General features: G+C 71.4%; 22 protein-coding genes and 1 pseudogene. 10 read left to right on the top strand and 13 right to left on the bottom strand.

Features of this window, described 5'->3' with window-relative positions:
• The first annotated feature begins 26 nt into the window (after positions 1–26).
• The 3 genes from ACFWP7_RS28220 to ACFWP7_RS28210 are packed head-to-tail and all read left to right on the top strand — an operon-like array spanning position 27 to position 3,293.
• The gene (locus tag ACFWP7_RS28220; RefSeq protein WP_384386575.1) at positions 27–611 is read left to right on the top strand and encodes a TetR/AcrR family transcriptional regulator; all 585 of its coding nucleotides are present in this window, start codon (positions 27–29) and stop codon (positions 609–611) included.
• Positions 608–2,026 carry an MFS transporter gene (locus ACFWP7_RS28215; RefSeq protein WP_384386572.1) on the top strand — a complete coding sequence of 473 codons (1,419 nt, stop codon included), beginning with the start codon at positions 608–610 and terminating at the stop codon, positions 2,024–2,026. The genes ACFWP7_RS28220 and ACFWP7_RS28215 overlap by 4 nt, the downstream gene beginning before the upstream one ends.
• 40 nt (positions 2,027–2,066) lie before the next feature.
• On the top strand, positions 2,067–3,293 hold the full coding sequence (locus ACFWP7_RS28210) for a serine hydrolase domain-containing protein (protein ID WP_384386569.1): 1,227 nt from the start codon (positions 2,067–2,069) through the stop codon (positions 3,291–3,293).
• 24 nt (positions 3,294–3,317) lie between these two features.
• Here the strand turns inward: ACFWP7_RS28210 and ACFWP7_RS28205 are convergent, their stop codons facing one another.
• The 5 genes from ACFWP7_RS28205 to ribA are packed head-to-tail and all read right to left on the bottom strand — an operon-like array spanning position 3,318 to position 8,413.
• A complete protein-coding gene (locus tag ACFWP7_RS28205; protein ID WP_384386566.1) occupies positions 3,318–4,475 on the bottom strand; it encodes a saccharopine dehydrogenase family protein in 1,158 nt (385 codons plus the stop codon).
• Positions 4,468–5,532, bottom strand: coding sequence for a saccharopine dehydrogenase (locus ACFWP7_RS28200; protein ID WP_384386563.1), 1,065 nt, complete (start codon positions 5,530–5,532; stop codon positions 4,468–4,470). The genes ACFWP7_RS28205 and ACFWP7_RS28200 overlap by 8 nt, the downstream gene beginning before the upstream one ends.
• Positions 5,529–6,674 carry an NAD(P)/FAD-dependent oxidoreductase gene (locus tag ACFWP7_RS28195; protein WP_384386560.1) on the bottom strand — a complete coding sequence of 382 codons (1,146 nt, stop codon included), beginning with the start codon at positions 6,672–6,674 and terminating at the stop codon, positions 5,529–5,531. The genes ACFWP7_RS28200 and ACFWP7_RS28195 overlap by 4 nt, the downstream gene beginning before the upstream one ends.
• The gene (locus tag ACFWP7_RS28190) at positions 6,671–7,678 is read right to left on the bottom strand and encodes an ornithine cyclodeaminase family protein (protein WP_384386557.1); all 1,008 of its coding nucleotides are present in this window, start codon (positions 7,676–7,678) and stop codon (positions 6,671–6,673) included. Before ACFWP7_RS28190 ends, ACFWP7_RS28195 begins: the two co-directional genes overlap by 4 nt.
• A 3-nt stretch (positions 7,679–7,681) precedes the next feature.
• A complete protein-coding gene (gene ribA / locus ACFWP7_RS28185; RefSeq protein ID WP_384386554.1) occupies positions 7,682–8,413 on the bottom strand; it encodes a GTP cyclohydrolase II in 732 nt (243 codons plus the stop codon).
• Positions 8,414–8,451: 38 nt separating this feature from the next.
• On the opposite strand from ribA, the gene ACFWP7_RS28180 reads away from it, so the two are divergent.
• The gene (locus ACFWP7_RS28180) at positions 8,452–9,297 is read left to right on the top strand and encodes a creatininase family protein (RefSeq protein ID WP_384386551.1); all 846 of its coding nucleotides are present in this window, start codon (positions 8,452–8,454) and stop codon (positions 9,295–9,297) included.
• Between the two features lie 131 nt (positions 9,298–9,428).
• Here the strand turns inward: ACFWP7_RS28180 and ACFWP7_RS28175 are convergent.
• The 5 genes and pseudogenes from ACFWP7_RS28175 to ACFWP7_RS28155 all read right to left on the bottom strand — a co-directional run.
• Positions 9,429–10,193: pseudogene (locus tag ACFWP7_RS28175) on the bottom strand (lysylphosphatidylglycerol synthase transmembrane domain-containing protein); the annotation flags it as partial.
• Positions 10,194–10,294: 101 nt separating this feature from the next.
• On the bottom strand, positions 10,295–11,245 hold the full coding sequence (locus ACFWP7_RS28170; protein WP_384386548.1) for a class I SAM-dependent methyltransferase: 951 nt from the start codon (positions 11,243–11,245) through the stop codon (positions 10,295–10,297).
• Entirely contained in the window at positions 11,242–12,444 is a 1,203-nt protein-coding gene (locus ACFWP7_RS28165; protein ID WP_384386545.1) for a glycosyltransferase family 4 protein, read from the bottom strand. Before ACFWP7_RS28165 ends, ACFWP7_RS28170 begins: the two co-directional genes overlap by 4 nt.
• Entirely contained in the window at positions 12,441–12,839 is a 399-nt protein-coding gene (locus ACFWP7_RS28160; protein ID WP_384386542.1) for a 6-pyruvoyl tetrahydropterin synthase family protein, read from the bottom strand. The genes ACFWP7_RS28165 and ACFWP7_RS28160 overlap by 4 nt, the downstream gene beginning before the upstream one ends.
• A 128-nt stretch (positions 12,840–12,967) precedes the next feature.
• Positions 12,968–13,948, bottom strand: coding sequence for a zinc-binding alcohol dehydrogenase (locus tag ACFWP7_RS28155; protein ID WP_384386539.1), 981 nt, complete (start codon positions 13,946–13,948; stop codon positions 12,968–12,970).
• 105 nt (positions 13,949–14,053) lie between these two features.
• Here ACFWP7_RS28155 and ACFWP7_RS28150 point away from each other — a divergent pair, with 105 nt between their 5' ends.
• Positions 14,054–14,788, top strand: coding sequence for a CDP-alcohol phosphatidyltransferase family protein (locus ACFWP7_RS28150; protein WP_384386536.1), 735 nt, complete (start codon positions 14,054–14,056; stop codon positions 14,786–14,788).
• Between the two features lie 81 nt (positions 14,789–14,869).
• Entirely contained in the window at positions 14,870–15,688 is an 819-nt protein-coding gene (locus ACFWP7_RS28145; RefSeq protein WP_384386534.1) for an SAM-dependent methyltransferase, read from the top strand.
• On the opposite strand, the gene ACFWP7_RS28140 is transcribed toward ACFWP7_RS28145, so the two are convergent.
• The 3 genes from ACFWP7_RS28140 to ACFWP7_RS28130 are packed head-to-tail and all read right to left on the bottom strand — an operon-like array spanning position 15,685 to position 18,256.
• A complete protein-coding gene (locus ACFWP7_RS28140) occupies positions 15,685–16,473 on the bottom strand; it encodes a serine hydrolase domain-containing protein (protein WP_384386608.1) in 789 nt (262 codons plus the stop codon). The two genes, ACFWP7_RS28145 and ACFWP7_RS28140, sit on opposite strands and share 4 nt — an antisense overlap.
• On the bottom strand, positions 16,470–16,808 hold the full coding sequence (locus ACFWP7_RS28135; RefSeq protein WP_384386531.1) for a serine hydrolase domain-containing protein: 339 nt from the start codon (positions 16,806–16,808) through the stop codon (positions 16,470–16,472). The genes ACFWP7_RS28140 and ACFWP7_RS28135 overlap by 4 nt, the downstream gene beginning before the upstream one ends.
• Complete coding sequence (locus tag ACFWP7_RS28130) at positions 16,805–18,256, bottom strand: MFS transporter (protein ID WP_384386528.1); 1,452 nt, start codon at positions 18,254–18,256, stop codon at positions 16,805–16,807. The genes ACFWP7_RS28135 and ACFWP7_RS28130 overlap by 4 nt, the downstream gene beginning before the upstream one ends.
• Before the next feature lie 291 nt (positions 18,257–18,547).
• Between ACFWP7_RS28130 and ACFWP7_RS28125 the strand changes: the two genes are divergently transcribed.
• The 4 genes from ACFWP7_RS28125 to ACFWP7_RS28110 all read left to right on the top strand — a co-directional run bounded on the left by ACFWP7_RS28125 (position 18,548) and on the right by ACFWP7_RS28110 (position 21,759).
• Positions 18,548–19,126 (top strand): TetR/AcrR family transcriptional regulator, encoded by a 579-nt coding sequence (locus tag ACFWP7_RS28125; protein ID WP_384386525.1) that lies wholly within the window; start codon positions 18,548–18,550, stop codon positions 19,124–19,126.
• A 118-nt stretch (positions 19,127–19,244) separates the two neighbouring features.
• Entirely contained in the window at positions 19,245–20,384 is a 1,140-nt protein-coding gene (locus tag ACFWP7_RS28120; protein ID WP_384386522.1) for an ABC transporter ATP-binding protein, read from the top strand.
• A complete protein-coding gene (locus ACFWP7_RS28115) occupies positions 20,381–21,088 on the top strand; it encodes an ABC transporter permease (RefSeq protein WP_384386519.1) in 708 nt (235 codons plus the stop codon). Before ACFWP7_RS28120 ends, ACFWP7_RS28115 begins: the two co-directional genes overlap by 4 nt.
• Positions 21,085–21,759: an ABC transporter permease gene (locus ACFWP7_RS28110; protein ID WP_384386516.1), complete on the top strand. Its 675-nt coding sequence runs from the start codon at positions 21,085–21,087 to the stop codon at positions 21,757–21,759. Before ACFWP7_RS28115 ends, ACFWP7_RS28110 begins: the two co-directional genes overlap by 4 nt.
• Positions 21,760–21,805 lie beyond the last annotated feature (46 nt).

Raw genomic sequence — 21,805 nt, 5'->3', positions numbered from 1 at the left:
CTACCGAGTCCTGGTAGACAGTGTCTATGACCAGCGAGGAAGAGGCAGGGCTGCGGGCCCGCCTGATCGAGGCCGGAGTGGACCTGGTGACCAGGGAGGGGGCCCAGGCGCTGTCCCTGCGGGAGATCGCCCGGCGGGCCGGGGTCTCCCACGGAGCTCCGCGCCGCTATTTCCCCACCCACCTGGAGTTGCTGTCCTCCATCGCCCGCCGGGGCTTCATTGAGCTCGGCACGCGGGCGGCGGAGTCGGTCGCCGGCAGCGGGGCGTCGTCGCCCCGCACGCAGCTCACTACGCTGGGGCGGGTCTACCTCGACTTCGCGCTGAGCAACCGCGGAATGTACGAGCTGATGTTCCGTCACGACCTGCTGGCGAGCAATCGGTTGGGTCTTCGCGAGACGAGCCTTCCGCTGTTCGGCGCCTTGGTGGACCTGGTCGGCCAGGTGCGTCCCGAGGCCGACGCCCCGGTCGTCGCGGGCGCGTTGTGGGCGAACCTGCACGGGATCGCCCAGCTGTGGAGCTTCGGCAGCCTCCAACTCTCCACCGGCGCTGAGGACTTCGTACCCCTTCTGCATGCGGCGCTGGACGCGCACCTCGGGCCCGACCCTCGGTGAACGCACACCTAAGTCGTCGGCTCACGCTCGCGAGCAGTGTCACCGGTGCGGTGATCGTCGCCCTGGACGGCACCGTGCTCACCGTCGCGCAGCCCACCCTGCAACGCGATCTGCACGCCACGTTCGCGCAGGTCCAGTGGACGAGCACCGGCTATCTCATCGCAGTGGCAAGCCTGTTGGTGTTCGCGGGCCGGCTCGGAGACCGGTACGGGCACCAACAGGTCTTCGCCGTGGGGATCCTGGGCTTCGGCGCCACGTCGGCGGGGATCGGGTGCGCACCCGGGATCGGCTGGGTGATCGGACTCCGGGTCGCGCAGGGCGTGTTCGGCGCGCTGCTGCAACCCGCCACGTTGGGGATGCTGCGCGCCGCGTACCCCGCCGACCGGCTCGCGATGCCGATCGCGCTGCGCACCAGTGCCATCGGTCTCGCGGCCGCCGCCGGTCCGGTGATCGGCGGGGCGCTGGTCACCACCCTCGGCTGGCGCGCCGTCTTCTTCCTGAACGTCGTGCCCGCGCTGGTCATGGGCGGGTCGGCGCTCGCCGTCCGGGGCCCGGCGCGGCACCGGGCCACCGCGGGCGGGCTCGACGTACCCGGGGCCTGCCTGCTGGCGGCGGCCCTGGTGAGTCTCGTACACACGCTGGTCGGGATACCGCAGACCGGCTGGACGACCTCATCCGCGCTCGGGCTGCTCGTCGTCGTGGCCGCGGGAGCCGCGTTCGTACGTCACGAACAGCGCACCGCGAGCCCGTTGGTGCCCCACGACGTGCTCGGCTCCGCCACCGTCGGTGCGGCGCTAGGCATATTGGTGGCCGCCTCGGCGGCGATGCTGGGCTCACTCTTCGTCGGCAGCTACTACCTCCAGGAAGTTCTCGACCTGGATCCCCTTCAGACCGGTCTGCGGGCGCTGCCCGGAGCCGTGATGATGGTGCTGGGCGCGCCGGTCGCGGCCGTCCTGCTGCGCCGGCAGGGTGCGCGCCGGACGACACTGGCCGGGATGACCACCCTGACCGCCGGGGTCCTCCTGCTCTCCCGGCTCGGCCGGGCCTCGACCGCCGTGCCGATCGGCAGCGGATTCCTGCTGCTCGGCGCCGGTTTCGCGACCGTGATGGTCACCGCGACGGCGGTCCTCGTACGGCACGCCTCGGCGGAGTCGGCAGGCGTGGCGGGCGGGCTCCAGCAGACGGCGATGAATGTGGGGCCCACGCTGGGCGTCGCGGCGGCGACCCTGCTGATGACCCCCACGACCGGTGTCTCCATCGGCCCACCGCTCACGGCACTCGCGGCCGCGTCCGCGCTCGGAACTCTGCTCGCGCTGAGGCTGCCGGGGGCCGCGGGGACGCCGGTGCGCAATCGCAAGGAGTCCACCAACAAGTACGGGGCAGACGACGGTTCGTGGATCCGTAGGGGACCATGAAGCGAGTTGGAACAAGAGCCGCAGCCCGGAGGAGAGCCAAATGGGACATCTGCGACAGGAGGCCGAGCCGCACGAGGCCGGCCTCGATCCGAAGGCGCTTGCCCGTCTCGATCAGCACTTCGCCCACCTGGTGGACGACGGCAGACTCCCCGGGTACCTGGTGTCCGTGTCCCGGCACGGCCGTATCGCGCACCTCACCAGGTACGGCTGCCGCGACCGCGAGGCCGGACTCCCCGTCGAGGCCGACACCCTGTGGCGGATGTACTCGATGACGAAGCCGGTCACCTCGGTAGGCGCGCTGATGCTCCTCGAAGAGGGCCGCCTCCGGCTCGACGACCCCGTCGCCGACTTCCTCCCGTCCTTCGCCGACCCACAGGTGTACGTCGACGGATCCGGCCCGGACACCAGGACCCGTCCGGCCGCACAACCCATCCTCGTCCGGCACCTGTTGACCCAGACGGCGGGCCTGACCTTCGGCTTCTACCACGCGCATCCCGTCGACGCGCTGTACCGGAAGGCCGGACTGGAGTCGTCCGTACCGGCGGGCGCGGATCTGGCCGAGACCTGCGAGGCGTACGCCCGGCTGCCGCTCCAGTTCGAGCCGGGCACGCAGTGGAACTACTCGGTCGCCACCAATGTCCTCAGCCGCGTCATCGAGGTGGCCTCCGGCCAGGACCTCGACGCGTTCCTGGCCGAGCGGATCTTCGCACCGCTCGGTATGAAGGACGCCGGGTTCTGCGTCACGGACGAGCAGGAAGGCCGGCTGGCCGAGTTGTACGGGGAGGACGACGAGGGCGGGATCACCCCGATCGCCGGGTTGCCCCTGCACGGCCGCCCCCGCTGCGTGTCCGGGAGTGGCGGCATGGTGGCCACCGCCCACGACTACCACCGCTTCATGGAACTGCTCCGCCTGCGCGGCGAACTCGACGGCAGCCGCCTGCTGAAGCCGGAGACGGTGGACCTGATGGTGTCCAACCACCTCCCCGACAACGCCGACCGCCGCACCTTCGGCAGCCCCGTCCACCGGGAACCGGGCAACGCGGGCCTCGGCTTCGGCCTCGGCGTCTCCGTGGTGGTGGACCCGGAGATCACCCTGTCCCCGGCCGGCCAGGGCGCGTACGGCTGGAGCGGCGTGGCCAGTACGACCTTCTGGATCGACCCGGCCAACGACCTGACCGTGCAGTTCCTGACCCAGGTCCGCCCCACCTCCTCCCACTCGATCTTCCGTGAGCTGAAGCGGCTGGTGCAGGAGGCGTTGCTGGACTGAGCGCGCTCACCCCACTCGCCCGGGTCACCCAGCCCGGAACGTGAAGTCCACGCCGTCCCGGGCGAGTTCGGCCAGCCACTCCTCGGACCGCTCCGCCGTCCCGGCGGCCCGGCTGAGGCCCGCCGGGAGCGTGCCGTCGAGGATGTGGCGGACACCGAGGGCCAGCGTGCGGGAGACACAGCGGGCCATGGCGCTCTCGTCGGCGGTGCCCTCCAGGTCGAGGAGGTAACGCCCCGACCAGGCCTCCCCCGGGCCCGGGCCGCCGCGTGCCTCCAGCGAAACCGCGAGGACGACCCGGTCACGGTCGGCCTCGGTGGTCGGGTAGGCCGCCGCCAACTCCTGCGCGAGGGCGGCGATGCGCCGGTCGTCGCCCGCCTTCAGCTCCTCGAAGACGGCGTCCCAGGCGCGCAGCCAACCGTCGAGGCGCAGGGTGCCGCGCACGAAGGTGCCCGGTTTCCAGGCCTCGGGCAGCCCGTACTGGTCGAGGAAGGGAACGCTGTCCCGGTTGGGGTAGACCTCGAAGGTCTCGCCGTCGATCTCGTGGGGGCGGGTCGCCTCCCAGGGGCGGACGGCCGTCGTCACCGCACCGCCCTCGACATAGCGGGCGGGCGAGCGCAGGGCACCCAGCACCCCCGCCGGCGCCCAACTGAAGCGGTACCTGAAGTCGTTGGGCACGGCCGGGATGCCACCGCAGTACGAAGTGAGGCTGTACGAGGCGGCCGTATCGGCGCCGATCGCCTGCTGGGCGCGGGCGACCAGACTGTGCGCGAAGAGATGGTCGATGCCCGGGTCCAGCCCGCACTCGGTCAGCACCACGACACCCGCCTGATCGGCCGCCGGTACCTGCTCCAGGAGCGCGTCCGACACATAGCTGGAGCAGGCGAAGTGGGCGCCGCGCGCGACGCAGGCGGCGAGCAGTGGGGCGTGTTCGGGCGCGGGCAGCATGGAGACGACGATGTCTCCGGGGGCGAGTTCGGCGGTGAGCGCGGGGAGCGTGTAGGCGCGTGGCTCGGCGCGCCCGGTCAGACCCCGGGCGGCCAGGCTCCGTTCGGCACGCTTCTGGGTGCGGTGCCACAGTCGTACGCGGGTGGCGGCGTCGCAGGTCGCGGCGAGACCGCTTCCGGTGGACAGGCCCGCACCGATCCAGTGCACGGTGCCGCTCGCGCGCGTCGCCTCAGCCATCGCCGAACTCCCCATCTCTTGTGCCTCGTTGGCCGATCTCACTGCAGGCCCGGTGGAACCGGTCGAGACCGCGGCCCCACGCCCCACCCGTCTCGAAGTCCAGGAGCAGCGGCAGCAGCGCCGCGGAGAAGTCGACGCTCGCCTCGCGCGGCAGCAGCGACGGCAGGTTGTCGATGGCGATCAGATCGAGGGCGGGCCGCTCACGCAGTCGGCGGACGGGGTCCGTCCAGTCCGTGGTGGTGTCGTAGACCGGCAGGACGTTCAGGGGCGAGCCGACATCGCAGGTGACATCGCACAGGGTGCGCAGCCGACGGCCGGGCTCGTCGAGGTCCTTGTCGGTGAGGAAGGGCGGGATCGGCCGGGTGGTCAGCACGGTGTTGACCATCAACTCGTGTGCCAGCAGGGCGGGTCGGTCCAGGTCTCGGGTCTCTTCGAGGTCCCAGCAGGTGGGCTCGACCCCGGCCGTCTCCAGCGCGTCCCGCGCGCCCCGGCCGCTGCGGCCCAGGGCGCCGATCACCAGCGCCTTCAACTCCGGTCCTTCTCCGGCCAGTTCCGCGTCCAGTTCCTCCTTGGAGGTGGGCCGCAGCGGGGTCCGGAGCCTGCCCCTGTGATGCAGTACGGCCAGGGCGGCCCCCAGATATCCGGCCCAGTAGCCGAAGGCGGCGAGCCTGCGCCCCTTGTCGTCCACCAGGTATTCGAGGTCGAGCAGAACTCCGCCCCCTGCGAGGAACCTGCGCAGCAGGGCTTCGGCTCCGGGCTGCTGCTTGTAGGCGTGCCCGAAGAAGATGTGGCGGTGCGTCAGTGCGGCCGGCTCGTCGGAGAGTTCCTTGAGTCCGAGGACGACCGCGTCCGGCGGCGCCGAGACCCAGGATCCGGTCTCGGCGACACGGCAGCCGGCCTCCTCGTACGCCTCGATCGGGAAGACCCGCTGCGGTGACTGCTCGACGGTGAGGGTCACGCCGCTCTCGACGAGTCGTCGGGCGTCCGTGGGCACGATCGGCGTGCGCTGTTCGGTCGTACGGGTCTCGTGGCGGAGCCACAAATGCAGGGCGTTCATACGCAGTTGATCTCCGGGCGCAGGGCGTCGGCGGCGAAGCGTTCGGCGCTGAGGGGGCTGATGTCGACGAAGGGTACGCGGCCCAGGTACAGGTCGCGGACCACCTCGCCGACCGCCGGTGCCTGGAGGAATCCGTGGCCGGAGAACCCCGTCGCGTACAGGAAGCGCGCACACGAACCCGCCTCGCCGATCAGTGCGTTGTGATCCGGTGTCATCTCGTACAGTCCCGCCCAGCCGCCCGTACGGCGGAGGTCGAGCAGGGCGGGGGCGCGTCGCTCCATGGCCTCGCCCAGGCGGGGGATCCAGCGGTCGTGGGTTTCGGTGGCGAAGCCGGGGGTCTCGTCGGGGTCGGACATACCGAGCAGCAGACCGGGGCCCTCGGTGTGGAAGTAGAGGCTGCTGGTGAAGTCGATGGTCATGGGGAGGTCGGGCGGCAGCCCCGGGACGGGTTCGGTGACGGCGATCTGGCGGCGCAGCGGCTCCACCGGCAGGTCCACGCCCACCATCGCGCCGAGGGCCCGCGACCAGGCACCTGCCGCGCAGACCACCGTGTCGGTCTCGATCCGGCCCCGGCCGGTGAGCACCGCGGTGATCTCCCCGCCGCGCAGTTCGATGCCGGTGACCTCGCAGTGCCGCAGCACGGTCGCGCCGTGCCGACGGGCCCCGGCGGCGTAGCCCTGGACGACGGACTCGGGCGTGCAGTGCCCGTCGTCCGGTGAGAAGGCCGCCGCGAGCAGCCCGTCGGTGGTGATCAGGGGCGAGAGCCGGCGCCCCTCGGCCGGGTCGATCATGCGGCTGGGCACACCGAGGGAGTTCTGCAGCCGTACGCCCGCTTCGAAGGACGCGACCTCTTCGGGTGTGGAGAGCAGGAACAGATAGCCGACCCGGTGCAGTCCGATGTCCTGGCCCGGGTCCTCGCCGAAGCGGGCGAAGGCCTCCAGACTCCGGGCGCCGAGCTGGATGTTGAGCTCGTCGGAGAACTGCGCCCGGATCCCGCCCGCGGCCCGCGAGGTCGACCCGGAGGCCAGTTCGTCGCGCTCGACGAGCACCACGTCGGGTACGCCCGCACGCGCCAGGTGGTAGGCGATGCTCGCGCCCATCACCCCGCCGCCGATGACGACGACCCGCGCCGTCCGGTTCACCGGCGCGCCCCCTTCGCGCGGGCCGCGTGGATGACGGCCCAGGCCGCGGCGGCGTCCTGGATACCGAGCCCGACGCTGTTGTAGAAGACGATGTCGTCGGGGTGCCTGCGGCCCGGGTGCGTGCCGGTGAGCACGCCGCCGAGCGGAATCAGGTCCCCCGGGGCGAGCCGTCCGTGGCGCAGCGCGTCGACGACCGGACCGGCGTGTTCCGCCGCCGTCGCCGGATCGTCGACGACCACCGCCGCGGCCCGCCGCAGGACCTCCGCGTCGACCTCGCTCCTGCTGGGCTCGAAGGAGCCGACGCTGACGACCGTGCACCCCGGCGCCAGCCATTCGCCCCGCACGACGGGCGTACTGCTGAGCGTGCAGGCCGCGACCATCGGCAGCCCCGCCACGGCTTCCTCGGCCGTCTCGACCGCCTTGACGGCGACGCCGAGTTCGGCGGCGAGACGGTGCGCCGCGTGCGCCCGGCGCCCCGGGTCCGGGCTCCACACTCGTACGGTCCGCACATCCCGTATCCGGGCGACGGCCCGCGCATGGGCCAGGGCCTGGGTGCCGGAGCCGAGCAGACCGAGCTCCGCGCTGTCGGCGCCCGCGAGTACGTCGAAGGCGACGGCGCTCGCCGCGGCGGTGCGCAGGGTCGTCACCGACGTGCCGTCCATGACGGCGGCGAGCTGCCCGGTGGCCGGGTCGAGCGCGTTGATCACGGCGTGGACGGTCGGCAGCCCGGCCGCCGCGTTGCCCGGGTTGACGCTGCCGAACTTGGCGACGGCGCCGGTGTCCGCGGACAGCCGGGCGAGGTAGGCGAAGACGACGCTGTCGTCGAAGCGGCTGGGGTGCATGATCTTTCCCGGCAGCTCGGCCGTGCCGTCGCCGAGCGCGGTGAAGGCCGCACGCTGCGAGGCGATCGCGGTATCCGTGTCGAGCAGCTCCCGCACCTGCTCGCGCGACAGATACAGCGGACCGGGGTCGGCAGTGTCCTCAGCGGCGTCGTCTGCTGTCATTCCTCAGTGATAGCCGTCTTTGCCGATCCGCAAAAGATCGCGGTCGACCAAGTGGCCGCCGTTCAGCGGCGACCCGCCCAGCTGGGCTCCGTCCAGGTGCGGGAGGTGGTGGTCCATGCGCTCGCGCTTGGTCAGCAGGTAGCTGAGGTTCTCCTCGCACGGCGGGATCAGCAGCGGAACCTGCTCGGCGACCCTGATGCCGTGGCGCAGCAGCGCCTCGCGCTTGCGCGGGTTGTTCGACATCAGCCGTACGGACCGCACGCCGAGGTCGTGCAGGATGTCCGCCGCCACCCGGTAGTCGCGGGCGTCCACCGGCAGACCCTGGGCGAGGTTCGCCTCGACGGTGTCCATGCCCTCCGACTGGAGCTGCATCGCCCGGAGCTTGGCGAGCAGGCCTATGCCCCGGCCCTCGTGGCCCCGGAGGTAGACGAGGATGCCGCGCCCCTCCGCCACGATGGCACGCAGCGCGGCGGCGAGTTGGTCGCCGCATTCGCAGTGCATGGATCCGAAGGCGTCCCCGGTCAGGCATTCCGAATGCAGTCTGGTGAGTGTGTCCCCTGCACCGATGTCGGCCAAGTCGCCGTGCACCAGGGCAACTTGTTCCTCTCCCCGGTCATGGTCGAGGTAACCGACGGCGTGGAAAGCGCCGTAGACGGTGGGCAATGGGGCAATCACGACGCGTTCGACACCTGTGCGGTGGGTATTCCCGCCGAGTGCTCCAGAGTTATCTGTCATGATCTGATTCCTAAGCAGAGTCGAAAGGCCGTGAAAACATGAGTGGTTCGGGAACGCGCCCGACGGTATCCGGTCTGTTGCCGGTTGACACCACGGAGGACGTACGGGCGCGGGGGGCGGGTGTGTCACGGCAGGTCGCCGTGCTTCCCGTCGGCAGCTTCGAACAGCACGGTGCGTTCCTGCCGCTCGCGACGGACACGCTGGTCGCGTGTGCCATCGCGCGGGAGGTCGCGGCCGCGTATCCGGTCCATCTCCTTCCTCCGGTGACGATGTCCTGCTCGCACGAGCACGCCGCGTGGCCGGGGACCGTCAGCATCTCTTCCGTCACGCTCCACGCGGTGGTCAGGGACATCGCCGACTCGCTCCGCCGGTCGGGCGTCGACACCCTGGTGGTGGTCAACGGACATGGCGGAAACTACGTACTGGGCAATGTGGTTCAGGAATCGGCGGGCAGCGGTACGCGCATGGCGCTTTTCCCGGCGATGGAGGACTGGGAAACCGCGAGGGAGCGGGCCGGAGTAGAGACCTCGCTGCTCAGCGATATGCACGCGGGAGAAATTGAGACCTCCATTCTTCTGCATGCCCATCCTGAATTGGTCAGGCCCGGATATGAGACCTCCGATTTCCTCGCGGACGACCGTCGGCACCTGCTCACTCTCGGCATGTCGGCCTATACCGAGTCCGGTGTCATCGGGCGGCCCTCGATGGCCAGTGCGGGGAAGGGGAAGGCGCTGCTGGCCGCGCTGACCGAGTCGTTCGGGGCGTACTTCTCCCTGGTGACGTCGGCGAGACTGCCTTGGGAGGTGGAAGATCCGGAAACCGGGATGACGGAGACCGGTACTACGGAGACCGGGACTTCGGCGGTCGTCGATCGTCGGCATTGATCGTGCCCTCCTGCGCTCTCCTCCCGGGGGCGCCGGAGCGCCGCCGACCACCGGACGACCAGGACGGCCACGCCCGGCAGGCTCGCGACGAAGCTGAGCACTCCGTAGACCACGGCAACAGTCAGGCCCATGCTCGCGCCGAGCCCCGCGGCGCCGAACGCCCAGGCGGTGACGCCTTCCCGCGGGCCCCAGCCGCCGACGTTCAGGGGCAGGCCCATGGCGAGCAGGGCCAGCAGCGCCAACGGCAGCAACTCGGCGGCGGACGCGGTGGATCCGGCGACGCGGGCGGCGAGCAGGAACATGGCCAGGTGACCGGCCATCACCACGACCGACGAGAGCGCGAGGCCGGGCCAGCTCCCCCGGGCGAGCAGGGCGCCGCGCGCTTCGACGAGCGTGGCGCGGAGAGCCGTGAACCGCCGGGAGCGGCCGGGGTTCCGCACCCTGCGCACCGCTCCGAGGGTCACCACTGCGCCCACCGAGGCGATCGCCAGGACCAGGGCGCCGCGGCGCATCTCCGTGAGCACCGGGGACGGCTGGGTGAGCAGCACCGTCACCCCGAGAACCATGAACACGGCCTGGCCCGCGGTCCGTTCGAGGACCACCGCCCGTACGCCGCGACTGATGTCCCCTTCGCTCTGGCCGTGCCGTACGGCGCGGTGCACATCGCCGAGGATGCCGCCGGGCAGCGCCGCGTTGAGGAACAGGGCGCGGTAGTAGTCCGCGACGGCCGGCACCAGGGGCAGTCGGATCTTCAGCCCGCGCGCCACCAGACACCAACGCCAGGCGCTGAACACCGTGGTGAGCAGCCCGAGCCCGAGCGCGGTGAGCAGCGTCACCCCGTCGATCCGCCGCAGCCCGTCCAGAAAGACACCGGTACCGAGCCGCCAGAGCAGCACACCGAGAATCGCGGCACCGGCGACCGTGCCGAGGTGGGTGCGGATCCGGCGGGAGTCGAAGCGAACACGCTTCGAGTCCCTGCTCACCTCCGCCGCCGCGCTCACAGCGTCCCGCCCGTCGGCCGGGGCAGCGCCAGCACATCGCTGTGGTGGACGACCACCCGCAGCTCGCCCGCGGCGATCGCGGCCACACGGGAGCGCAGATACGTCTCTGCGCGGGCGGCGAGTTCGGGGCGCTGCTCGCAGGCCGCGGCGACCCAGCCGCGCAGCCACTCCTCGGTCAGCGCGGCGGTGTCGGGGCCGAGCCGCCACGGGCTCGGATGGGCGCGGACCGTCGCGCCGTAGCGGGCGAAGGCCTCGCAGGCGGCCGTGATGGAATCCGGGCCGAGCAGATCACCGCGGCGCTGGTGGGCGTTGAACGCCTCGGTGAACTCGGCGTCGAGCGGGTCGGCCGGTGCGAATTCGACCCGTCCGACGACGGAGAGCGTCAGCAGGGCCGGGACTCCGGCGCCCGCGCACGCCGCCGCGAGGCGGTCGATCTCGTCGCCGGTGAGGACGTCGAGGAGCGCGGACGCGGTCACCAGCGAGGCCCCTGCCAGGGCCTCGGCGCTCAGCCGGCCGATGTCACCGCGCTGTGTGGTGACGGTGACCCGGCTGCCGTCGGCCGCCGCGCGCGGCGCCCCCACGGTCGCGAAGTGCAGGAGATAGGGATCCCGGTCGTGCAGGATCCAGTGCTGGCCGCCGTCGAGCCGCGGTGCCAGCCAGCGGCCCATGGACCCTGTGCCGCAGCCGAGGTCGTGAATCACCAGGTCGTCGCCGCGCCCCGGCCGGTTCGCGAGACGGATGCGCAAGGGGTCGAGCAGGTCGGACGCCCGCGCGGCGGCATCGGCGCCCTCGCGCAACTGCAGCCACTGGGGCGCGTATCGAGGGGCGTCGTCGGCACCGAACGCGTCGACGCGCTCCCCCGGCGCACCCGCCCGCGCCTCGTGCCCGGAGACGTCCGGCAGGTCGGGCACGTCAGGCACCTCCGACGGGGTGAGAGCCGTACTCATGCCGCCCTCCGGGGTTCCCGCGGCAGCCGTGTCAGGACGCCGGCCAGGTTGCGGGCCGTGGTGGCCCAGCCGTTGAGCGCGGCGCGCCGGCCGCGGGCGGCCGCCTTCAGACGGCGGCGTACGTCGGCCTCGCCGAACCAGCCGCGCAGCTCCGTGGCGAGAGCGGCCGGGTCCTCCGGTGGTACGAGGATCCCGGGCACGCCGCCGTCGGGCGCACGGCCGACCGCCTCGGGAAGCCCGCCGACGTCGGTCGCCAGCACCGGGATGCCGCGCGCGAGCGCCTCGGTGACGGCCATGCCGTACGTCTCTGCGTAAGAGGTGAGGACCATGAGGTCGGCGGCGGCATAGCTCGCGTCGAGCTGCGCGCCCGCCTGCGCTCCCGCCAGGTGCAGTCGGCTGCCGAGGCCGTGCTGCTCGATCAGGGCGCGGATCCGGGCGACGTACGCCGGATCCTGGCCGAGTCCGCCGACCAGGACGCAGCTCCAGGGCAGGTCGGTGACGGTCGCGAGGGCCTCGACAAGGCGGTGCTGCCCCTTGCGCGGGGTGACCGCGGCGACGCACAGCAGCCGCGAGACCCCATCGGTGCCGGAGGCGAGCGGCGCGATGTCGGCGCCGGGCTCGGCGACGTGGACGCGCTCGGGGGCGAGCCCGTGGTGGGCCACGAGCCGGCGCACCGCCCATTCGCTGGTGGCCACGACGGCGGACACGGCCCGCAGCGTCGTACGTTCCTTCGCGTCCAGCTCGGCGGCGACGGCGGGTGCGAGTCCCGTCTCGTCGGCGAGCGGCAGGTGTACGAGGACGGTGAGGGACAGCCGCTCGGCCTCGGGGACGATGATCTCGGGGACGCCGCAGGCCACGAGCCCGTCGAGCAGCACGGTCGTGCCGTCCGGCAGCTCGCTGAGCGTACGGGCGAGTTGCGTACGGGCGGCGGCACCGGGGCGCGGCCACTCTCCGGCGACGGCGTGCCGGTGGACCTGCCAGCCGAAGCCGGGCAGGTCGAGGCAGAGCCGCCGGTCGTAGGCGTTCCCGCCGCTGGGCGCGGCCGGGTCGTCGACACCGCCCGGCATGACGAAGTGCACGGAGCTCAGGGACATGGGGATGATCTCGGCCTTCTGGAGAGCCGCGTTCTGCACCGGGACGTAGTTCAGGGAAGCCTGGTTCCCGTTCACGGACGCCTGGTCGATGGTCGTGTCGGTCACAGCGCACGCTCGTAACTCGCCCAGGCGATGTGCGACTCGTGCAGGGTGACGGTGATGCCCACGAGCCCGTGAGCGCCCTCGCCCAGTGCCCCGGCGTGCACGCGGTCGGCGAGGCGGTCGGCGATGACCTTGGCCAGGAACTCCGTCGAGGTGTTCGTGTCCTTGAAGACCGGTTCACTGTCGAGGTTGCGGTAGTTCAGGTCGCTCACTACAGCTCCGAGCTCCTGCGTGGCCAGCCCGATGTCGACGACGATGTTGTCGTCGTCCAGCTCGGTACGCCGGAAGGTGGCGTCCACCAGGAACGTCGCCCCGTGCAGGCGCTGCGCGGGTCCGAAGACCTCGCCACGGAAGCTGTGGGCGATCATCAGGTGATCGCGAACGGTGATGCTGAACAACGGACGACCCTCCAGGTGCGGTGCGTCTGATCCCCTGCCGGGACCGTGCCGTGTAGTACGGCTGGTCCGTTCTCCTTGTTCAGCCGCATGTTCCCCTTTCTTCGGAGGTCAGGCAGCTTGTTCCGGACTCAGACCCCGTCGTAGACCACGCGGTGACACAGAGCGGGTATCGAACCGGACGACAATTTCGCCATCACGTCGGGCAGTTCCTCGAATCGGCACTCGCCCGTGACGAGCGCGTCGAAGGCGCGTTCGGCGAGCAGTTCGAGGGCGAGTGCGAACCGGTCGGCGTAGGTGCGGCCCGCTCGGCGCGCCGGGGAGAGGGAACCCACCTGGCTGCTGCGGATCGTCAGGCGCCGGGAGTGGAAGGCCTCGCCCAGCGGCAGGCTGATCCGCCGGTCGCCGTACCAGCTGAGTTCGATCACGGTGCCTTCCGGGGCGAGGAGTTCCAGCGCCCTGGTGAGCCCGGCCTCGGTGGCGCTGGCGTGCACGACGAGGTCGAGCTCGCCCGCCGCGTCCTCGGGAAGCGCGAAGTCGACACCGAGTGCCCGTGCGATGTCACCGCGTGCCGGATCAGCGTCGACGAGCTGGACCCGTACGCCGGGGAACCGCGCGAGGAGCGCGGCGACGGAGCAGCCGACCATGCCGCCGCCCACCACGGCGATCCGGTCGCCGATCAGCGGGGCGGCGTCCCACAGGGCGTTCACCGCGGTCTCCACGGTGCCGGCGAGCACGGCGCGCGAGGCGGGCACGGAGTCCGGTACGAGGGTCACGGCGCTCGCGGGGACGACGTAGCGCGTCTGGTGCGGATAGAGGCAGAAGACGGTCCGGCCGAGCAGCTCCGGGGGCCCCTGCTCGACCTGGCCGACGTTGAGGTAGCCGTACTTCACGGGTGCGGGGAAATCGCCGTCCTGGAAGGGTGCGCGCATCGTGGCGTACTGGTTCTCCGGTACGCCGCCGCGGAAGACGAGGGTCTCGGTGCCCCGGCTCACTCCCGAGTAGAGCGTGCGTACCAGCACCTCGTCCTCGGCGGGCTCCGGAAGGACGACTTCCCGTATCTCGCCGTGGCCCGGCGCGCCGAGCCAGAACGCGCTGGCTGTGAGTTTCATGAGCGTCCCCTGAACGATCCGGCAGATCTTCACGTACGGAGCTGTGACAAGCCGCGCACTGTACGCGGCGTTGATCGACTCTGTCATACGGCCGGAGGACTAGCGGTGGCCCTGAACAACACATACGACCTGAGGCTCCCCCAGCAGGAGACCATGGTGGGAGCGGGAGTGCAGCTCCTGGTCCTTGCCCTGCTGGGCTCGGCGATCGGCATGGGCCCTGCGGGCTGGCTGACGGGCCTGGTCTTCGCGATCGCCACCTGGGCAGTGCTGAACCGCGCCCTGCGCCGTTCACGACCCCGCTCCTTCGGGCCCGCCAACCGGGTCACCCTCGGCCGGGCCATCCTCGTCGGCGGCGTCACCGCCCTGGTCGCCGACTCCTTCCGGAGCTCGCCGCCGGTCACCCTCCTGGTCGGTCTGACGGCGGTCGCCCTGATCCTGGACGGCGTCGACGGCAAGGTCGCCCGCCGTACCGGCACCTCGTCCGCGCTGGGCGCCCGCTTCGACATGGAGGTCGACTCGTTCCTGGTCCTGGTCCTGAGCGTGTACGTCTCCATGTCGCTCGGTCCGTGGGTGATGCTGATCGGCACGATGCGCTACGCCTTCGTGGCGGCGTCCTGGGTGCTGCCGTGGCTGAACGCCCCGCTCTTCCCCAGCATGGCGCGCAAGACGGTCGCCGCCCTGCAGGGGATCGTGCTGCTCGTCGCGGCCGCGGGACTACTGCCGTACGAGGTGATGGCCGGGGCTGTGCTGGTGGCACTCGCGGTGCTGGTCTGGTCGTTCGGGCGCGACATCGGCTGGCTGTGGCGTTCGGGAGCGCGGGGCGAGCATGCCTTCGAGTGAAGCCCGGCAACCCCCGCTGCCCACCGGGGCTACTGTGTGGCCACGGCAGGCGGGCGACGGCGCGTTGAGGAGCTGAGCGGCATGAACGAACGACCGGCGGGCGGAATGGTCCCGATCAACTCCTCGGTGGCGCATCCCGCGCGGGTCTACAACGCCTGGCTGGGCGGCAAGGACAACTACCCGGCCGACCAGGAGGCCGCCGAGCTGGCCGCCGCCGCCAATCCGGAGATCATCCCCGCGGTCCGCGCCAACCGGGCCTTCCTGGGCCGGGCGGTGCGCGAACTGGCCGGGGTCGGCATCCGGCAGTTCCTCGACATCGGTACCGGCATACCGGCCGCGGACAACACCCACGAGGTGGCGCAGCGGGTCGATCCCGGCGCCCGGGTGGTGTACGTCGACAACGACCCGGTCGTGCTGGCCCACGCCCGGGCCCTGCTCGTCAGCACCCCGGACGGTGCGACGGACTACCTGAACGCGGACCTGCGCGAGGTGGACCACATCCTCACCGCGGCGCGGGACACGCTCGACCTGTCACAGCCGGTGGGCCTCATGCTGGTGGCGATCCTGCAGTACATCCCGGACACCGACGACCCTTACGCCATCGCCCGCCGCCTCCTCGACGCGCTCGCCCCCGGCAGTCACCTGGTCCTCTCCCACCCCGCGTCGGACATCGGGGCGGACGAGGTCGCCGAGTCGATGCGCGTCTACAACGACCGGGCCGCCGCGCACGCCGCCGCGACACCCCGCTCGCACGCCGATGTCACCCGGTTCTTCGACGGTACGGAGCTCCTGGCCCCCGGAGTCGTCCAGCTCCCCCAGTGGCGCCCCGGCCCGAACGACGTGCCGCCCGCCGGCGCGCTGCCCATGTGGTGCGGGGTCGGACGCAAGGGACAGGCCTAGGACACGAGTGACCGGACCTCGTTGGCCAGCACCCGGCCCGTGTCCACTCTGTGGGTGACCAGCCGGGTACGGGTGAGGGCGAAGGACAGACCCCGCTCGCGGTCGGCGAAGGCGATGCTGCAGCCGCTGCCGTGGTGGCCGAAGGACGTCAGCTCACCCGCCATTTCGGGCAGACCCAGGAAGTAGCCGAGCCCCTTGGTACGCCTGCTGAGGAACGTCTTGTCCTTGCCGTCGACGGCCACGGCGGAGGCGAGCCGCAGCCGCTCCGGGGTGAACAGCCGTACGCCGTCGACCTCACCGAGGAGCGCGGCGTACATGCGGGCCGCCGCCCGCGCGGTGGTCGTACCGTTGGCGGGCAGGTCCGCCAGCAGGTAGTCGCGGCGGTTGGCCAGTTCGGCGGTGGTCCACACGCTGGGGTTCGGTGCGACGAGCCGGACGAAGGGCACGGACGGCGGCAGGCTCGCCAGATACGCCGCCCAGCCGCCCTCCACCAGCGGTGCCGTGCGCGCCAGTTCACTCTCGGGCAGTCCGAAGAAGAGTTCGTCGGCGACGCCGAGCGGCTCGGCGACGTACACACGCAGCGCCTCGGCCGGTGTCAGGCCGGTGATCCGGCGCACGGTCTCACCGAGGATCCAGCCGAACGTCCAGCCGTGGTAGCCGCTGGCGGTGCCGGGCTCCCACAGCGGTTCCTGCGCCGCGACGATCGCGCACATCGTGTCCCAGTCGCACAGCTCGGCCGGGGTGACGGCGGCGGGCAGCTGCGGTACGCCCGTCGCGTGCGTCAGGGCGTGCCGTACGGTCGCGCGGTCTTGCCGTGGGCCCCGAACTCGGGCCAGTAGTGGGCGATCGGGGTGTCGTAGTCGATCAGTCCGCGGTCGGCGAGGACATGGACGAGGGTCGCGGTGAAGCCCTTGCCGAGCGAGAAGCTGTGGATCAGCGTGTCCGGTGCGAGGACGCCGCCCGTGGAGGCGTCGGCCACACCGGCGCACGCGTCGACGATCAGCTCGCCGTCCAGGTACACCGCCAGCTGGAGACCGTTCTCCTGCCCCGCCTCCACGAGCCGTTCGAGGACGGCGCCGACCCGCGCCCGCATCTGTGCACCCACGTCGTCGCGATTCACCTGGGCATCATGGCACCGGGCTTCGCTTCCGTGCGCGACCCTTCCTCGGAGGAGGCACGGGGCGTGCCGGAGACACGCCGGGCGCGCTGGACCGGTACGAGGAGTGCCGCCAGTGCCGCGGCGAGGCAGAGCAGGGCGAGCAGCGTGAATCCGTGGGTGTATCCGGAGGCGTACGGAAGGCCCGAGGGCTGGAGGCGGCCGGTGACCAGGACGCTGGTCACGGCCGCGCCGATGGAGCCGCCGATGGTGCGGATGTTGGCGTTCATCCCGGTCGCGGCGCCGGTCTGCTCGGCCGGGACGCTGCCGACGATCAGGTTGGCCATCGAGGCGAAGGCCAGTCCGATGCCGAGGCCGAAGATGCCCGCCGCGACGGCGACCTGCCACTGCTCGTCGTGCCAGAGGGTGAGGAAGCCGCAGGCCACGGCGCCGAGCGCGGCGCCCGTCGTGAGAAGTTTCTTGGCGCCCAGTACGGGTTCCAGGCGGCCGCTGAGCACACCCGAGCAGAACATCGCGAGAAGCATCGGCAGCATGAGCAGTCCGGCGGCTGTGACGCTGGAGCCGAAGCCGTAACCCGCCGAGCTGGGGGTCTGTACGAAGCCGGGGAGGAAGGACCAGATCGAGTACATGCCCGCGCCGAACAGCAGCGCGGTGGCGTTGGTGGTCCACACGGCGGGCAGCCGCATGATGCGCAGGTCGATCAGCGGGGAGCGGGAGCGTGCCTCGGCCAGCAGCCACAGCGCGAAGAGCAGCACGGCGGCGGCGAACAGCCCGATCACCCGGGCCGACCCCCAGCCCCACTGGCTCGCCTGGCTGAGCGGGAGCAGCAGGGCCACCAGCCAGCCGGAGAGCAGGACGGCGCCCAGCCAGTTGACGCGTCCCTCGGCCCGGCTGGGCGACTCGGGGACGTAGCGCAGGGCGATGAGTGTGGTGACGGCGACGATGCCGACGGGGAGCCAGAACAGCCAGCGGTAGTCGAGCGCGGCCACGATGGGGCCGGCCGCGACCATGCCGACGCCGCCGCCTGCGGCGATCACGGCGGACAGGTTGCTGATGCTGGGGCTGACCTCGGCCGGGGTGAACTCGTCCCGGATGATGCCGAAGGACAGCGGGAACAGCGCGCCGCCGATGCCCTGGACGACGCGGGCGACGATCAGCAGGCCGATGGTCGGGGCGAGTGCGGCGAGCAGGCAGCCGATGGTCACGGTCACCAGGACGGCGACGAGGGTGCGTTTCTTGCCGATCAGGTCGCCGACGCGGCCGAGGATCGGAGTGAAGACCGAGGCGGACAGCAGGTAGGCCGTCATCACCCAGGTCGCGGTGGACTGCGAGGTGTGCAGGGCGTGCTGAACGGTCGGCAGGGCCGGTGCGATCAGCGACTGGAGCATGGAGAACACGCCGGCACCGGTCGCGAGGACCGCGAAGGTGAGGCGGGTGGACTTGCTGGGCATCAAAGAGCCTCTCCGAGCAGAACAGAGCGGAGCTGAAGAGCGGAGCCGCGTCGCTGCGGGGCAGCGGTGGGCACGTCGGCGACCACGCCGAGCGGTCGCCGAAGGACGGTGAAGGCGGGCGGTGCACAGGAGGCAGGGCCCGGTATGTGGTCGAAACGGGGGCGGCGTCGATGATGCGTGCGGCCGCACGCATCCACGCGGAACACACCCCGACTGGTAAAGTGGAGGTACGCCTCCACTGTAGCGGAGGCAAACCTCCGCTTCAACCTCGGACCGCCCCGGGAGGCAGCAGTGACGGCTCAGCCGTTCCCCGTCAGCGAGATCGTCGCGGCCCGGCGCCCGCACCGTAAGGACGCCGCACGCAACTACGACGCCCTACTGGCCGCCGCCCGTGAGGCATTCGCGAAGAACGGCGCCGAGGCCTCCCTGGAGGACATCGCCCGCCGCGCGGGAGTGGGCATCGGCACGCTCTACCGGAACTTCCCCACCCGCCGCCACCTCTTCGAGAGCGTCTACGCGGCCGAGGTGAACGACCTGTGCCGGGTCGCCCAGGACGTCGCCGCACTGGAGCCGTGGGAGGCGCTGGCCTCCTGGCTGCGCCGTTTCGTCGACTACACCGTGACCAAGCGGGCCATCCGCGAGGCGCTCAACAACGAGTCGGAGATCTTCCTGGCCTGCCGCGACTCGATGTACGCGGCGGGCGGCCCGCTGTTCGAACGGGCGCAGCAGGCCGGCCAGGCGCGTACCGACATCGCCTTCGACGACGTCCTGCGGATGGTCGCCGGAATCACCTCGACGAACTTCCTCGACGACGCCCAGCGCGACCGCGTCCTGTCCGTCGCCCTCGACGGCGTCCGCACCGCCCGCTGACCCGCCCGGCCTCCCGATGGGTACCGCATCCGGCGCAAACCCCAACTGGCTAGACTGCGCACCCTCGTACACGTGATCGACCACGTGCGAGCCTGCGCTCCCCGAAGGGTTTCGACGCTTGATAGCCATCGAAGATGTCAGCAAGCGATACGCCGACGGCACTGTGGCCATCGATCGCCTGTCACTGCAGATACCGAACCACTCCATCACCGTGCTCGTCGGGCCTTCGGGGTGCGGCAAGACCACCACGCTCCGCATGATCAACCGCATGATCGAGCCCAGCAGCGGCACGATCAGGGTCAACGGCGAGGACATCCGGCACAAGCCGGTCAACGCCCTGCGCCAGTCGATGGGTTACGTCATCCAGAATGCGGGGCTCTTCCAGCACCGCACGATCGTCGACAACATCGCCACGGTGCCGCGACTGCTCGGCTGGTCCAAGCAGCGCTCCCGGGCCCGTGCCGCCGAACTCATGGAACGGGTCGGCCTCGACAAGGACATGGCCCGCCGCTACCCCTACCAGCTCTCCGGAGGCCAGCAGCAACGGGTGGGCGTCGCCCGTGCGTTGGCCGCCGACCCGCCGGTGCTTCTGATGGACGAGCCGTTCTCCGCGGTCGACCCGATCGTCCGCCGGGGCCTCCAGGAGGAGTTGCTCCGTATTCAGGGCGAGTTGGGCAAGGCGATCGTGTTCGTCACCCACGACATGGACGAGGCCATCAGGATCGGCGACCAGGTCGCGGTGTTGCGCACCGGCGGCAGGCTCGCCCAGTTCGCCGCTCCGGACGAGCTGTTGTCCTCGCCCGCCGACTCCTTCGTCGAGGCGTTCCTCGGCGCCGACCGGGGCATCCGCGGTCTGTCGTTCCTCTCCACGCGCGACCTCCCCCTCGACCGCTCCCGGGTCCTCCCGGTCGGCACCGACTGGCAGGAGACCGCCCTACGCATCGGCAAGGAGGCCCCGGTCCTGGTCACCGACGCGGGTGGCAAGCCGCTGGGCTGGGCCGATCTCACGACGTGGGCCGATGACGTCACATCCCTTGAACCGTACGGGCAGAGCTTCGAGACCGGGCGGGACTCGCTGCGGGTGGCCCTGGACCGGGCGGTGCTGTCGCCCACCGGGCAGGCGGTCGCCGTGGACGGCGCGGGGAAGGTGCTGGGCCTCGTCGGGCAGGAGCGGATCGCCGCGGCGATCCGCGCGGCCCGGCAGCAGCGGGCGGTGGACTCGCCGGAGCGTCCTTCGCAGGTGAAGGCCGCGCGATGAACGGCTTCTTCGACATCCCGAGCGACCTCCAGAGCAGCTATCTCGGCCTGATCTCCACGCATATGCAGGAAGCGCTGGTCCCGATGCTCGTCGGCCTCCTGCTGGCGCTGCCGGTCGGCCTGCTGTGCATCCGCTTCAACTGGATCTATCCGCCGGTCCTCTGGTTCACCACGGTGCTGTACGCGATCCCCTCGATCGCCTTCTTCGTGGTGCTCATCGACTACACGGGACTCAGCAAGACGACCGTGATGATCCCGCTGTGCCTCTACAGCCTGGTGATTCTGGTACCGGCGGTCGTCGACGGCGTCCGCTCGGTGCCCGAGGAGACGAACGCCGCCGCCGCGGCGATGGGCATCGGTCCCGTGCGCCGCTACCTCCAGGTCCAACTCCCCATCGCCGTACCGGCGATCATGGCGGGACTGCGGGTGGCGACCGCGTCGAGCATCAGCCTGGTCAGCGTCGGCGCGCTGATCGGCAACGAAGGCGCGCTCGGCAATCTGCTGACCACCGCGATGCTCTACCACCGCCCGCTCCTCGCCGTGAACTCGGTGGTCACCACCGCCGTCCTCGCGGTGCTGGTCGACACCGTGCTCGTCCTGCTGCAGCGCGTGCTCACCCCCTGGCAGCCGCCCACCGGCCGCAGAACCGCACGCCGTACGTCCACGACAGCGGGCGCCGCCCGCATCCCGGAGAGCGTCTCGTGAACGTACTCAACTACATGCAGTCCTTCTTCAGCGACGGGTCGCACTGGCACGGGTACGACGGGATCCCTCAGCGTGTGCGGGAGCACCTCCAGTACACCGCCTCGGCGCTCGCGATCGCCACGGCCGTCGGCCTGCCCATCGGCCTCGTCACCGGACACACCGGCCGCGGCGGCAACGCACTGGCGTTCGTGTCCTCGGGGGCCCGGGCGCTGCCCACCTTCGGCCTGCTGGTGCTGATGTTCGTCTGGCTGGGCCTCGGCATCGTGCCCGTGATGATCCCGCTGGTGGTGCTGGCGATCCCCCCGATCCTCATCACCACCTACGAGGCGATCCGCACCCTGGACCCCTCCCCCGTCGACGCCGCCCGCGGCATGGGCATGTCGGAGCGGAAGATCCTTTTCCGGGTCGAGGTGCCGGCGGCGCTGCCGCTGATCCTCAGCGGTCTGCGCTCGGCGACGATCCAGATCGTGTCGACGGCCACGATCGCCGCCTATGTGGCCCTGGGCGGGGTCGGCCGGTACATCCTGGACGGCCTGTACCAGCGCGACTTCGAGAAGGTGGCCGGCGGCGCCGCCCTCACGGCCATCCTGGCGCTGCTCGTCCTCGCACTGTTCTGGGCGGTGGCCCGGGTGGCGGTGTCCCCGGGGGTGCGCAGGCGCCGTACCGCCTGACGGAGAAGCGAGAACGGAAACGCGAAAGGGGCGACGGACACAGGCC

Origin of the sequence: Streptomyces sp. NPDC058470 (assembly GCF_042721055.1) — a bacterium.
Lineage (GTDB): Bacteria > Actinomycetota > Actinomycetes > Streptomycetales > Streptomycetaceae > Streptomyces.
Note: the sequence above shows the minus strand (reverse complement) of the source record. Positions and strands in the feature narration are given on the sequence as shown.